12 protein-coding genes and 1 riboswitch are annotated in these 13,462 nt (G+C 39.8%); of the genes, 5 read left to right on the top strand and 7 right to left on the bottom strand.

The genetic code is table 11. The features are described from left to right. Positions 1-515 precede the first annotated feature (515 nt). Genes EP737_RS15705 through cydS form a run of 3 tightly spaced genes read left to right on the top strand, consistent with a single transcriptional unit; the run spans position 516 to position 3,006 of the window. On the top strand, positions 516-1,862 hold the full coding sequence (locus tag EP737_RS15705) for a cytochrome ubiquinol oxidase subunit I (RefSeq protein WP_129728919.1): 1,347 nt from the start codon (positions 516-518) through the stop codon (positions 1,860-1,862). After that, positions 1,859-2,887, top strand: coding sequence for a cytochrome d ubiquinol oxidase subunit II (locus EP737_RS15700; protein WP_129728918.1), 1,029 nt, complete (start codon positions 1,859-1,861; stop codon positions 2,885-2,887). The genes EP737_RS15705 and EP737_RS15700 overlap by 4 nt, the downstream gene beginning before the upstream one ends. Before the next feature lie 14 nt (positions 2,888-2,901). Beyond that, entirely contained in the window at positions 2,902-3,006 is a 105-nt protein-coding gene (gene cydS / locus EP737_RS26930) for a cytochrome bd oxidase small subunit CydS family protein (protein WP_379949714.1), read from the top strand. 192 nt (positions 3,007-3,198) lie between these two features. Here cydS and EP737_RS15695 read toward each other — a convergent pair whose 3' ends face one another. Together EP737_RS15695 and EP737_RS15690 are read right to left on the bottom strand one after the other, a co-directional pair. Further along, on the bottom strand, positions 3,199-3,390 hold the full coding sequence (locus EP737_RS15695) for a PCYCGC motif-containing (lipo)protein (RefSeq protein WP_129728917.1): 192 nt from the start codon (positions 3,388-3,390) through the stop codon (positions 3,199-3,201). A gap of 11 nt (positions 3,391-3,401) precedes the next feature. After that, positions 3,402-4,139, bottom strand: coding sequence for a ZIP family metal transporter (locus EP737_RS15690; protein WP_129728916.1), 738 nt, complete (start codon positions 4,137-4,139; stop codon positions 3,402-3,404). Positions 4,140-4,282: 143 nt separating this feature from the next. Here EP737_RS15690 and EP737_RS15685 point away from each other — a divergent pair, with 143 nt between their 5' ends. Then, positions 4,283-4,993 carry an IS200/IS605 family accessory protein TnpB-related protein gene (locus EP737_RS15685; protein ID WP_129728915.1) on the top strand — a complete coding sequence of 237 codons (711 nt, stop codon included), beginning with the start codon at positions 4,283-4,285 and terminating at the stop codon, positions 4,991-4,993. Between the two features lie 312 nt (positions 4,994-5,305). On the opposite strand, the gene EP737_RS15680 is transcribed toward EP737_RS15685, so the two are convergent. Continuing rightward, positions 5,306-5,605 (bottom strand): hypothetical protein, encoded by a 300-nt coding sequence (locus tag EP737_RS15680; protein WP_129728914.1) that lies wholly within the window; start codon positions 5,603-5,605, stop codon positions 5,306-5,308. Between the two features lie 111 nt (positions 5,606-5,716). Beyond that, positions 5,717-5,892, bottom strand: a riboswitch (cobalamin riboswitch). Positions 5,893-6,144: 252 nt separating this feature from the next. Here EP737_RS15680 and EP737_RS15675 point away from each other — a divergent pair. Then, a complete protein-coding gene (locus EP737_RS15675; protein WP_129728913.1) occupies positions 6,145-7,440 on the top strand; it encodes an Nramp family divalent metal transporter in 1,296 nt (431 codons plus the stop codon). 165 nt (positions 7,441-7,605) lie between these two features. Here EP737_RS15675 and EP737_RS15670 read toward each other — a convergent pair whose 3' ends face one another. The 4 genes from EP737_RS15670 to EP737_RS15655 all read right to left on the bottom strand — a co-directional run bounded on the left by EP737_RS15670 (position 7,606) and on the right by EP737_RS15655 (position 13,083). After that, positions 7,606-8,526 (bottom strand): cation diffusion facilitator family transporter, encoded by a 921-nt coding sequence (locus EP737_RS15670; RefSeq protein ID WP_129728912.1) that lies wholly within the window; start codon positions 8,524-8,526, stop codon positions 7,606-7,608. A gap of 167 nt (positions 8,527-8,693) precedes the next feature. Further along, positions 8,694-11,057: a heavy metal translocating P-type ATPase gene (locus EP737_RS15665; RefSeq protein ID WP_129728911.1), complete on the bottom strand. Its 2,364-nt coding sequence runs from the start codon at positions 11,055-11,057 to the stop codon at positions 8,694-8,696. A gap of 18 nt (positions 11,058-11,075) precedes the next feature. Next, a complete protein-coding gene (locus EP737_RS15660; protein ID WP_129728910.1) occupies positions 11,076-11,456 on the bottom strand; it encodes an ArsR/SmtB family transcription factor in 381 nt (126 codons plus the stop codon). Positions 11,457-12,213: 757 nt separating this feature from the next. Next, positions 12,214-13,083, bottom strand: a complete 870-nt coding sequence (locus EP737_RS15655; RefSeq protein ID WP_129728909.1) for a cation diffusion facilitator family transporter — start codon at positions 13,081-13,083, stop codon at positions 12,214-12,216. Between the last annotated feature and the right edge of the window lie 379 nt (positions 13,084-13,462).

Raw genomic sequence — 13,462 nt, 5'->3', positions numbered from 1 at the left:
AAATTAACGGTCACAGTCTCGAATTTCGCTTACAGGTGATCCTGTCAGAATTATTTTATGTGCCTATACTCCCTTCTCCTTTACCATTAATGTATAATACTTAACCTTGCCATCTTTAGATCAAATCCCTAATTTAAGTGATTATGAAAGTGGAAGGTATGAGTCTTCCTTAATGATTATGATGGCTGTTGCAAAGAGAATAATTGGAGAAGAAAAACAAAAACATATTTTCTATTTTTACCATCGAAATGTTGTAAAGTTGTCACAACCCCAATCTTCAACATAAAGAAGGATGTGATACATTGATAAAAAGGTGAACTTCCACCAATTATTGTGAAGTTTTGAACAAAGTCTATATGCTAAAATTTGTGATTAATTGAGCAAAAAGGGAGGTGTGCATGGGTGTATAAAAAACAAGAACGTACCTTGGTTTGGTTAGCCTTTATTGTAGCTGCAATTATGGGATTATCATTTATTGGACGAATCATTTCAGGATAAGGAAAGGTGAATTTCAAATGGGAAATGAAGAAGCTGTCTTTTTTAGTCGCGTACTAACGGAACTTACATTATCTTTTCATATCATTTACGCAACTATTGGTGTCGGTATCCCTCTCATGATTATGATTGCTCAGTGGGTTGGCATTAAGAAGCAAGATGAACATTATATTCTATTAGCAAGACGATGGACACGTGGTTTTGTTATTACAGTGGCTGTTGGTGTTGTAACAGGTACTGCAATTGGATTGCAATTGTCTCTACTCTGGCCTAATTTTATGGAACTGGCAGGAAATGTTATTGCCCTCCCGCTATTCATGGAAACATTCGCATTCTTCTTTGAAGCTATCTTTTTAGGCATCTATATCTACACATGGGATCGTTTTAAGAATCCTAAAAAACATCTGTTACTGTTAATTCCAGTAGCTATAGGAGCATCTTTCTCCGCAATCTTTATTACCGTTGTTAATGCATTCATGAATGCGCCACAAGGGTTTGATATAGTAAATGGGCAATTAGTAAATGTAAATCCGATATTGGCAATGTTCAATCCTGCCATGCCTACTAAGGTTGCACACGTTTTGGCTACTGCTTATATGACATCAGCATTTGTACTAGCGTCTATAGGGGCGTTTCGTTTATTGAAGGGTTCCAATCATGTTTACCACAAAAAAGCATTACTGCTTACGATGAAGATGGGCTTAATCTTTTCGATTGCTGCCGCAGTAATTGGAGATTTTTCAGGAAAATACCTAGCAGAATACCAGCCGGAGAAACTAGCTGCCGCTGAGTGGCATTTCGAAACAGAAAAGGGAGCTCCCCTCATTCTGTATGGTGTCCTTGATGATGGGGAAGTAAAGTATGCCATTAAAATCCCATTTGCACTTAGTATCCTAGCTCATAGCACCCCAAACGCGAAGGTTATAGGGCTTGATCAGTTTGCTAAGGATGAAACTCCTCCTCTTTATATTCATTATTTATTTGATGTCATGATTACAATTGGTGTATGGATGACTCTGTTGTCATTTGTCTTCCTAATCGGATCCTGGCGAAAATGGAAGTTGATATCGTCTAAATTATTCCGTTGGCTCATTGTACTTGGAGGTCCTCTTTCTATCATTGGCATTGAAGCCGGGTGGTGGATGGCTGAAGTAGGCCGTCAACCGTGGATATTGCGAGGACTTATGCGGACAAAGGAAGCGGCAACCACAAGCGGTCAAGTAGATGTCATGTTACTCTTGTTCTCTGGATTATATATTATTTTAGCAATTGGCAGTGTAGTCGTCCTTACTCGGATGTTTCGTAAAAACCCTGTGGAACGCGAATTGGTCGATAGAGCATCTGAGAAGGAAGGTGCTACAGTATGACACTTGAGGTAATAGGTATTTCAGTATTGTGGGTTTTTCTCTTCGGTTACGTGATTATAGCTTCTGTTGACTTTGGGGCTGGTTTCTTTAATGCATATAGTACGCTAACAGGACAACAACATATTTTAACCAAGGTCATTCAACGCTATCTATCGCCTGTCTGGGAGGTTACTAACGTATTCTTAGTTTTCTTTTTCGTAGGGATTGTTGGGTTTTTCCCAAAAACAGCATACTACTACGGAACGGTGTTACTTGTACCTGCAAGCCTTGCGATTATCCTGCTCGCAATCCGTGGTTCCTATTATGCATTTGCAACTTATGGTGGGCTTACAAATAGAAAAAGGTATACATTTATTTATGGGATCTCTGGATTACTTATTCCAGCGTCCTTATCTATCGTATTAACCATTTCAGAAGGTAGCTTTGTAAAAGTTGGCTCTACGGGGCCCACACTCAATTACTGGATCTTGTTTAAAAGCCCTTTAACTTGGAGTATTGTTGTACTCAGTCTCACAGCAGTATTATATATTTCATCAGTATTCCTGACTTGGTATGCACATCAAGCGAAAGATGATCGTGCAACCGCACTCTTACGAAAGTATGCACTGATTTGGGCAGGACCTACCCTTATCACGGCTTCGGGTATTATTATCGAACTGAAGGCACATAATCCTGAACATTATGAGCGATTATTGGATTTATGGTGGCTGTTTGGCTTATCGGTGATTTTGTTTATGGGAACGGTCTATCTGATATGGAGAAAACAATCCTATGGAGTGGCCTTTGGGCTATTGGTAGGTCAGTTCTTTCTTGCGTTTTTTGGTTATGGTATATCTCACTACCCATACTTACTATATCCATACCTCACAATTTTTGATAGCTTTACGAATAAATCAATGGCAACAGCATTAATTGTTGCATTTATTGCAGGACTTGGTTTGCTAATCCCATCCTTGTATCTTCTAGTTAAACTGTTCTTGTTTAACAAGGAATATGTCCAAGGAAAACGGAACAATCATGCATAGGGAGGGAACATATGATGAGTCACTTTCTAATTTTCTATGCACCGATCCTAATAGTCATCTTATCAATTGTTGCAGCTTTCTGGCTTGCATCGAAGGATAACATAGTGAGCGATCATTAATTTAGGTGCTGCTACACATCATAAACAGTCTATGCTAAATGGAGCTATAAGAGTCTTTCCATTTCGTATAGACTGTTTTTGTATAGATTCAATCAGTCTAACATAGTTATATGTACAAATGACTAGCCAAGTAATTCCGCAAGACTCGTATAAACAAACATGTACTTTTTCAAAGAAATAGATTGTTGAGCATTACATGGTTGGCATAGGGGTGGCTGTTGGTTTTACCGAACCTTTCTCATATTGTTTATCAATGGATGCTCGGACTTCCTGAACAGATACGCCGTTTTGATACATCATAACAGCTTGAAATGCAATATCTACACAAACCGTTTGTGTCATAGCATGATCTATGAATCTCTTGCATCCTTTATCCCTTTCCATGATGATTCATATTAGTGCTGGATAAAATTCTCTATATATAACAGTATTAATACAAGTCCTCCACCAGCCAATAAAGAGAAACTAAATACACTCATCTTTTTCTGTGCTTTTAATAACATCTCGTTCACAGTTACATACCCCAATGTTCCAATCGCAAGGCCCATGAGCACACCATTTAAATGAATATGGTCACTTCTTAAGACACTGCCAAGTACAGTTCCAACTCCTAATACAAGTGATAGTAATGTAATCGTCAAAAGAAAATATACAATATGAAACCTGGTAAATAAGAAAGGTATCGCTAGCGCAAGCCCCTCTGGAATATGATGAATAACAGCAGCAAACAAAAAGGGTATTGCTGTGTCAAAGTTCTTCATGGATATACCGAATGCTACACCTGTTGGAACATTGTGGATATAGATTGCAAGCGATAAGAATAGAAAGGACCGCCACGCTTCACCTTCTCTTCCTTCTTGATGGTGCGAATGATGAAAATGCATATGGAGTAATACCATCAACAAAATACCTATACTTCCCCCAAGGAAGAGTCCTGTCATCTCATACTCAGAAAGTGTCTCTGGGATGAGTTCAAAAGTAAGTAGCCCTGCCAACATTCCTCCGCAAAAGGCATACAAACTATACATTTGATTGGTCACCATACTTCGAGCTGTTATACCCACCGTTCCTCCTACTAACAACCCGCCAAAGGCAAGTGCAGCTGTCATAATTGGTAACATTATGCTCTCCATCTAGGTGCCCTCCTTCCTATTCCACTTTTTCCATGTGTATGCCTAATTTTTTGAGAATAGTCATGTCACTCGCATAACAGAGATTTCTCTGTTGGTTGGATAAGTAGAATCTTGGAATTTTAACTGAGAATACAGGTAACAAGATGAACTTGGTGATAGTATTTCTAAAGAAGACAGTTCTTTTAACAGATTTTCTGAAAAGAAGTGTGAATGGACAAGGACAATTACTTTCCTCCTCTTGTCTCTATTTCTCCTTAGCAGGAAAACGAAGCGGACAAATCACCAAAATTCTAGAAGCAGAAGCGATTCGTTTGGTGGACATCGCCGTTCAAAGGAATAAGCCGATTGTGTTAGAAGCATTGGACACAACCCTCTCCAAGTCTGCCGGCCGTTACCGTAATCGGAAGCAAAATCGAAGAATGAGCCTGTTTGCCTATAAAAAGATGCAGGATGGTATTCACAGCCGAGCGGCCAAAATGGGAATCGCTGTATTTGAGGTGAATCCTGCCTTCACAAGCCAGATCGGGAAGATGAAGTATATGAAACAGATGCATATTTCGATCCATCAAGCAGCGTCCTACGTCATTGGCAGGCGCGGCATGAACCTGAAGGAACAGGTGCCAAAAGGACTGCAAGCCTATACAGAACGCAAGGATGGGGAGCACCACTGGAAGCAATGGGGTGTTTTGACGAAGGCATTCAGCGTACTTCGTTCGCACCTATTCTATCATGTATCGGGCCAATCTTATCCATTATTCAACAAGGAGATTTGTAACTATGGGCTGACACAAGCAGAACGTGATAGTTTGCAGAAGTATGTGCCAAAAGTTTGGTTAGAAGAAAGGGAAGCCTGACTTCGTTTGGAATGGCATCATCTGTTCTTGCATCACCATCATTTTGCCGCAAAAGCCAGAAGGATTGAGCTCCAGAATGGTGGGTGCATTGGTGCAAGAACATCGCAACACGTATAGGGTGAAAAAAGAGAAGCAACTATCACTACTTGTATGAGACAAGGTCACCTCGGTGACTTTGTCACGTACAAGAACGTGTGAGTTCTCCCTATTTGTCCTATGGGAAGCCTGTTGAACGGCTCTGTATTTCGCTTCCTAGGAAGAGGATACAGAATCTCCCACCTCAAGGAGCGTTAGCGAGTAGGTGGGGGTAGTTCAATGTTCATGTGTCCAAATGACTGATTCTCCTGTGGAAGGACAGCTTGGGAATTTCTCTCCCTTCTGAAGAACCACATGTTCACCATCTGCATCTACATAATGACCTGATTCCATAACAGTTTCCCCAGTTCTATGAGAATGGCTTGCATGGGTCCAAGTTGTAGCGTGTCCAGTGGATGGACAATCTGGAAAAGTCTCTCCTTGTTTAAGCTCCTTTTTTTCTCCTGTTGCACAAATATAAGTACCAGGTTCCGACACAGTTTCTCCTGTATGGTGATGGTCAGTGAAGTGAGGCATAATCAATTCCTCCTTTTTATTTTTCTTACAACAGATAGTCTCTCACTGACAACTAAGAATATTCTTTTTACTGCCCTTACACACCTCTCCTTTCCGCGAAGGCTGTTTTGGTGTTTACAACAACCATAGGTTGGAATCATCGCGCTTTATCGTCTTCCTCAACGGTGTGGTTGAGTGACATAAATGATAGAAAACTCCTCAATTACAGTGGTGGAACCGTTCGTGACTTGCACCCGATTCCCTGTTCCCCCTTGTTTTCACAAGAGCACCTAGTTTGCTTACAATATGATGTTGTAACTGGATTACACTTATAATCCTCAAAATTTGAAACTGAATTTTACATGTAGTAGCGATTCCTCTTCAATATCACACTATTTCAACTATTAGAATAAATTAGGTATTGCATAAAAGATGGTTTAGGGAATATTATTTGTATACAAGAAACTTTTAGGGGGAATTTTTTCTCTAAAAGTTGGTCTAGAACAAAACATATGCGTGTAGGAAAACATAGGGTGTCTGATATCTAGGAGGATTTATTCATGAATGAGAATACAGCTACAAAAGAACAATCTTCTATTAATAACACAACAATTCAATCTGCACAAGCGGTTCTAGGAGGAAAAACTCAAGGAATAAAAAGACTACTCCCTTTTCTAGGACCGGCGTTTGTGGCAGCCATTGCTTATATTGATCCAGGAAACTTTGCAACCAATATCGCTGGAGGATCAAAATATGGATACCTACTTTTATGGGTAGTGCTTGTTTCCAATTTAATGGCTATTTTAATTCAATCCATGTCAGCAAAGTTAGGAATTGCAACCGGTAAAAATCTTCCTGAAGTCGCCCGTCAGCAGTTTCCTAAACCTGTTTCGATTGGTCTATGGATCCAAGCCGAGTTGGTCGTCATGGCTACAGATCTTGCAGAATTTATTGGTGCATCCTTAGGCTTATACTTAATCTTCGGTATTCCTTTACTTCCGGCAGCATTGATTGCTGCAGTAGGGTCTTTTGCTATCCTTGAACTTCAGCGTCGAGGATTCCGTTCTCTTGAAGCAGGGATTACGGGTCTCCTTTTTATTGTTGTACTAGCATTTATCACTCAACTCTTTTTTGCCAAACCAGAGCTCGCTCCGATATTAAACGGGTTTCTTGTACCTCAATTTAAGGGTGTAGACAGTGTTTTATTGGCAGCTGGGATTCTCGGTGCAACGGTGATGCCACATGCTATTTACCTTCATTCTGCCCTAACGCAACGAAGAGTAGTTGGAACAACGGAGGAAGACCGGAGAAAGATTTTTCGTTTTGAATTTATTGATATTTTAATTGCGATGTTTATTGCGGGAGCCATTAATGCTAGTATGCTGATTGTAGCGGCAGCACTTTTCTTTAAAAACGGCTTACAGGTTCAAGATTTGGATGTTGCTTTTCAGCAGCTAGGTCACTTAGTTGGTCCGGTTTCATCCATTCTCTTTGGGGTTAGTCTCCTTGCTTCTGGTTTATCTAGTTCATCGGTAGGGACAATGTCTGGTGATATTATTATGCAAGGATTTATTAAAAGACGAATTCCTTTGTATCTCAGACGATGCATTACGATGCTACCTCCACTGACCATAATCGCTCTTGGTGTAAATCCGACACATGCACTAGTCATGAGTCAAGTAGTACTGTCATTTGGGATTGCATTCGCCTTAATTCCTTTAATTATGTTTACTAGTAATCGTCGTTTGATGGGCAGTTTGGTTAATCGTCGCATTACAACTATTCTTGCCTGGTGTGTGGCAACGTTAATTATAGCCTTAAATGTGTTTCTTCTGTTTCAAACATTCTTCGGTTGATAAAATTGAAGCAAATTACTATAAGTGTTATAAAAAACGATTCCCTACACATGCTAAGGAATCGTTTTTCTCTTCATAATTGAACAAGCAAGATGAGTTTGACTATTTTACCTCTATCGTAAACGGTTTGTGGTCGCGTATTTCCCCTTTGTAAAACTGACTCCCTTACGTATGGCAATGATCTTCATTATGGCAATGTTCTGTATCTTCTATTTGAATCGTCACATGTTCAATATGAAACTGTTCTCGAATCCGCTTTGTTGCTTCTCCAAGGACACGTTGCGTATTTGTTCCTGGTTCTACTGTAATATGACATGTAAGAGTCGGAAAATCAGATGTGACCGCCCATACATGTAAATCGTGAACATTCCGTACCGATGGAATGGTTGCTAGAGAATTTCGAATCGCTTCTAGATTGACATTGCGCGGTTTTCCCTCCATCAAGATATGTAATGTGTCCTTTATCACTCTCCAACCACTTACGATTACGAGAATAGATACGAGAATACTAGCGATAGGGTCCGCAACCTCCCATCCAAAGAATAAAATAAGCAATGCCGCAACAATCGCTCCGACTGAACCTAACAAATCTCCTAATACGTGCAGAAAGGCACTGCGTAGATTGAGGTTTTCACTCGTATCTCCCCGCATTAAGATAAAAGCCGCTCCAATGTTTATCAATAGTCCTACAATTGCGATGCTCAGCATACCAACTCCAGCTACCTCCACAGGTTCTTGGAATCGTCGAATGGCTTCAATTAATATGTAAATAGAGATAATGACTAAAGCAATGCCATTAAACAAAGCTGCTAGTATCTCAATTCTTTTATATCCATATGTTTTCTCTGAAGTGGGGCGTTTCTCTCCTATTTTAAACGCAAGTAAACTCAAACCAAGAGATACAGCGTCACTTAACATATGACCAGCATCTGAAAGAAGTGCCAAGCTGTTTGTCAGGTATCCCCCTACCGCTTCTGCCAACATAAAACCTGTGGTAAGTAAAAATGCCAAAAGCAATGCTTTCTTATTGGCATTATGGGTGTGTGTATGGCCATGGTCGTGACCGTGGTTATGAGAATGTCCCATGTCCTCTCTCCTTTACATAATATCTTCCTAGTATTTTCCCACTGAAGATTATTTATGTTTTATACAATGGAAGGCAGCATATCCATTTCCTCATCATTCCTTGGTAAAGAAAAAGCCAACCATACTGTATGACTTCACTAAGATGGTTGGCCTTCGTATTGTTACGTTCAATCTACCTTCAGTACACGCATGGCATTCAGAACAGCGAGTAACGTCACTCCCACATCAGAAAATACCGCCTCCCACATGGTTGCAATGCCGAATGCACCGAGCAATAAGAAAATACTTTTGACTCCCAGTGCAAATATGATGTTTTGATACACAATACGCCGTGTACGTTTCGCAATACCGATTGCCGTTGCAATTTTAGATGGTTCATCTGTCATGATGACAATATCAGCCGCTTCAATAGCCGCATCTGATCCAAGACCACCCATTGCTATACCAATATCAGCACGTGCTAATACAGGTGTATCATTAATACCATCTCCGACGAATACAAGCTTTTCTTTCTTGAGTTTCTTACCATCGAGTTTCTCTACCTCTTCTACTTTTTGGTGTGGTAATAGCTCTGCGTATATTTCATCTAAACCAAGTTGTTTTCCCACTGCTTCTCCGACAGGCTGTGCATCTCCGGTCAACATTACCGTCTTTTTCACACCAAGCCCTTTCAAAGCTGAGATGGCTTGTGCTGCATCTTCCTTCACTTTATCTGAAATCACGATATAACCTGCATAGTTCCCATTTACAGCCACATGAACCATAGTTCCAACTTCCGTTGGTGCAGTAAACTGGATGTCATATTTATTCATTAATTTAGCATTTCCTGCTAAAACCTCTACTCCGTTTACACTTACCATCGTACCGTGCCCGGAGATTTCCTCGTAACTTTGAATAGCTGTTTCGTCAATGTCTTGACCGTATGCCTTACGGATAGAGACAGCAATCGGATGGTTAGAGTGCACTTCTGCAAATGCTGCATACTGCAACAATGCCTCTTCTGTCATACCTATCGCTGGACGTACTGCAGTGACATCAAATACTCCTTTTGTCAGTGTTCCTGTCTTATCAAATACAACATACTTCACATTGTTCAATGCCTCTAGGTAGTTACTACCTTTTACCAAAATACCACGTTTAGACGCACCGCCAATTCCTCCGAAAAATCCGAGCGGAATGGATACGACTAAAGCACAAGGACAAGAAATAACCAAGAATACCAATGCACGATAAATCCAATCCGAAAATGTCGCTCCGCTTAGGAATAATGGCGGAAGAAATGCTAATGCTGCAGCAGTAATGACGACAAATGGTGTATAGTACCGTGCGAACTTTGTGATGAAGTTCTCTGTCGGCGCTTTGCGACTGCTTGCATTTTGTACGAGGTCCAAAATTTTTGAGACAGTAGATTCTCCAAACTCCTTTGTGACCTCTACAGTTAAAACTCCGTTCTTATTAATAAAACCACTTAGTACCTCACTACCTGTTTCTACTTCACGCGGCACAGACTCACCAGTTAAAGCAGATGTATCCATCATAGAGACACCTTCCAGCACCTTTCCATCTAAAGGTACCTTTTCTCCTGGTTTGACGAGAATCATGTCACCTATCCGAACATCCTCTGGGGAAACCTGCTTTGTTTCGTTTCCAACTCGTAAATTTGCATAATCTGGACGTATATCCATCAGTGCAGTGATGGATTTTCGAGATCTGTTGACTGCTAAACTTTGGAACAGTTCTCCAATTTGATAGAATAGCATAACAGCCACACCTTCTGAGTATTCACCGATAGCGAATGCTCCGAGTGTCGCAATAGCCATGAGGAAATTCTCATCAAATACTTGACCTCGTGCAATATTCTTAATGGCTCGAGTAACAATTTCGCCTCCAATGAGAATGTACGCTACTACAAATAAAGAAAAGTCGAACGGAAATGCTAATGGAGCAAAAGCCGCAATACCTGTTAATATACCACCGATAGAAATTCGTAATATTTTGCTGCGCATTTCTGCTTTCCTGTGATCCTCATGTAGCGTACCTTTTGCAAGGCTATCTTCTTTTATTACCTCTACATCTGGCTCTAACCGGTTTACAATTTGTGTTGCTTGTTCAACAATGCTTGGTAGCTGTTTGTCATCTTCCACTTCAATCATAAGCTTCTTCGATACAAAATCTAACGTACTGGTTGTAACCCCAGATAATTCCCCTGTTTGTTTTTCTATTTTTGCTGCACAATTTGCGCAATCTAACCCTTGCAGTACCAACACTTGCTTGCGAGAAGGTGCCTTTCCTGTAGTCTTTTCTTTCACCTGAACATGTGGCTCTAACTTTTTCACAAGCTGTTTGGCTTCTTGTGCCACTTCCTCGTCCCTGCCTTGTTGCGTTTCTACCGTTAAGGTCTTTGTCACAAAGTTCACGGAACAAGAAGATACGCCCTCCAACCCCTTGACACCAGTCTCAATCTTTAGGGCACAGTTCGCGCAATCTAGCCCATCTAAGACAAACTCCCGCTTTACTGCCGGTTCCCCCATACCACTCTCTCCCTTTATTTAATTCCGATCTTCATTCACATGCTGAAATGCTTGATCAAATATATGTTTGACATGGTGATCAGCCAAGGAATAATAGACCACTTTGCCTTCTTTACGATTTTTGACGAGCTTTGCTTGCTTTAAGACCCGCAGCTGATGGGAGATAGATGACTGTGTCATACCTAGTACGTAGGCCAGGTCACATACACACATCTCAGCTTCAAATAGCACTTGAAGGATACGCGTTCTTGTACGGTCTCCCAGTACCTTAAACAGCTCTGCAACATCTGTTAGCGATTCATCTTGGCGAAGCGTTTGTTGCACCTTCTCAACAACATCATGATGGATAACGGGTTGACTACATGTCTCGCTACAAATCTCTAACTTTTCCTCTGCCATAGTTTTCCCCTCACAATCCTTGAACATATGAACAACCATTCAAGTATTCATGTATTTGTTCTCATTATATGCACGTGTATTCATATGTGTCAATGAATCTTCACATTATGTTCTAAATTTTGTCTGAAATTTCTGTTACAATATTGCTGAAATCGCAACCAAAAAGGGAGAAGCTTATGAAGCACTACCACACACCTCTGATTATCAGTACTATTTGTTTATCATTACTCCTAACAGCTGCTATACAGACCTCCCTATGCAGTTGACTTATGTATGAAAGGACATTAGTATTTTGAATATGTGATTCATTTAAGTCCTATGAATTTTTACTTAAAATGTTATTTAAAGGATGGATAAATAAGACAATGCAAAAAGTAGTTATTATCATAGTTGGTATAATCGTACTGGCACTGATGAGTGTGATATCTTTTATAGTTATTAAAGGGCTTATCCAGCTAATATTTTAGCCAAGCAAATAATTTATGCCCTTACAAAGAAAGATACCAAACTTCTTGTCCTTAATGAGGAAAGACACTACAACTGCAAGTGTCTTTCTCTATCATGCCGAATTTTTATCTCTCAAACACTTGGCATTGGCGTAAGTGTAGGCTTATCTCCGGATTTTTTTCATATCTCGGGAGTTAATGTATTTAGGAGACTACCAAAAGCCCTCCAGTGATTCGGAGGGCTTGGGTGTTCATATAATTTATCTTGCCAGTATTCATGTATGTATAAGAGGATAAAACTATATCAATCCTTAATGTGGTTCTACATGAACATGAGCATCATACACATCATGTTTTTGAGATAAGACATTTTCCACCTGTGTAGAAATATCATGAGCATTCCGTATATCCAAATTAGAATTTACAAGGATAACAACATCTACGACGGTATGATTACCGTAATTTCTAGCGCGTATATTCTTGACGCCCTTCACACCAAAGACGTTTTTTACGGTTTCTGTGTACCGTTCTATCTCCTTTTGATCAAATCCATCTGTTAAATGAAGGGAAGCTTCTCTAAAAATGTCCCATCCCGTTTTACATATTAATCCCCCTACTATGACAGCAGTTAATGGATCAAGCCAAGGAAGATCAAATTGGGAGCCAATAATTCCAATGGCTGTTCCAATACTTACCCAAGCATCCGAAAGATTATCTTTAGCAGCAGCCATGACTGACTGGCTATTTATTTTCCTGGCTAAATTACGATTATAACGATAAATGAAATACATGATTGTAGCAGAAAAAAGACCTGTCCAAGCTGAAATTAAATCTGGAGACGCATTTCTTTCACTAAAAACTGAAGTAATCGCTTCATATAACACTTGAATACCAACAGCGATCATGATAAATGAAGCAACCATGGAAGCAACAGTTTCGGCTTTTCGATGACCATAAGGATGATCCTCATCAGCTGGCTTTTGAGATAACTTCAGGCCAATTAAAACAGCTAATGAAGCAATTATATCTGTCGTATTATTTAAGCCATCTGCCTTTAAAGCCTCTGAATGAAATGTATAGCCAATAAATAATTTTAAAACAGATAAACAGATATAAGCAATAATACTTATGACCGCTCCACGTTCTCCCAGTTTTAAATCTGCATATTTTTGTTGTTCCATTGTTTATCCTCCGTTTTGCTTTCATTTAAAAATACTATCAAATGGAAGTGGAGTGGGTCTACAGCAACGTTTTTGCATACATCTACAATGATGAACCTATATAAAAAATGTTTCTCTGAGTAAAAAATGATCTGAAGGGCTGTTTTGTTTACATAATTAACGAAAGTGGAAGTCGATGTATTTAGAAATCTATGAACTCTTTTCAATTTCGTTGTTGCTCCAACACTCAGTAAGGGATGGAAGCAAAAAAACCAACAGTGAAACCAAAAGAAACCGTACAGTGTTATACCTTTACTTCATGCTTCCTCTTTTTCAATCTTAAGACAAGCAGAAGTAGCAATGGTTGTAACCCAAATAAAAACAATGCAAAATTGCCCAT

The organism is Ectobacillus funiculus, from assembly GCF_004138295.1.
GTDB lineage: Bacteria > Bacillota > Bacilli > Bacillales > Bacillaceae_G > Ectobacillus > Ectobacillus funiculus.
The sequence above is the reverse complement of the archived record's forward strand: the minus strand, read 5'-3'. Positions and strand labels throughout refer to the sequence as shown.

Excerpts from the sequence above, each read along its gene's own strand:
- EP737_RS15675 (WP_129728913.1), top strand. The coding sequence starts at position 6,145 with ATGAATGAGAATACAGCTACAAAAGAACAATCTTCTATTAATAACACA.
- EP737_RS15695 (WP_129728917.1), bottom strand. The coding sequence starts at position 3,390 with ATGGAAAGGGATAAAGGATGCAAGAGATTCATAGATCATGCTATGACA.
- EP737_RS15705 (WP_129728919.1), top strand. The coding sequence starts at position 516 with ATGGGAAATGAAGAAGCTGTCTTTTTTAGTCGCGTACTAACGGAACTT.
- cydS (WP_379949714.1), top strand. The coding sequence starts at position 2,902 with ATGAGTCACTTTCTAATTTTCTATGCACCGATCCTAATAGTCATCTTA.
- EP737_RS15665 (WP_129728911.1), bottom strand. The coding sequence starts at position 11,057 with ATGGGGGAACCGGCAGTAAAGCGGGAGTTTGTCTTAGATGGGCTAGAT.
- EP737_RS15655 (WP_129728909.1), bottom strand. The coding sequence starts at position 13,083 with ATGGAACAACAAAAATATGCAGATTTAAAACTGGGAGAACGTGGAGCG.
- EP737_RS15685 (WP_129728915.1), top strand. The coding sequence starts at position 4,283 with ATGAACTTGGTGATAGTATTTCTAAAGAAGACAGTTCTTTTAACAGAT.
- EP737_RS15660 (WP_129728910.1), bottom strand. The coding sequence starts at position 11,456 with ATGGCAGAGGAAAAGTTAGAGATTTGTAGCGAGACATGTAGTCAACCC.
- EP737_RS15680 (WP_129728914.1), bottom strand. The coding sequence starts at position 5,605 with ATGCCTCACTTCACTGACCATCACCATACAGGAGAAACTGTGTCGGAA.
- EP737_RS15690 (WP_129728916.1), bottom strand. The coding sequence starts at position 4,139 with ATGGAGAGCATAATGTTACCAATTATGACAGCTGCACTTGCCTTTGGC.
- EP737_RS15670 (WP_129728912.1), bottom strand. The coding sequence starts at position 8,526 with ATGGGACATTCTCATAACCACGGTCACGACCATGGCCATACACACACC.
- EP737_RS15700 (WP_129728918.1), top strand. The coding sequence starts at position 1,859 with ATGACACTTGAGGTAATAGGTATTTCAGTATTGTGGGTTTTTCTCTTC.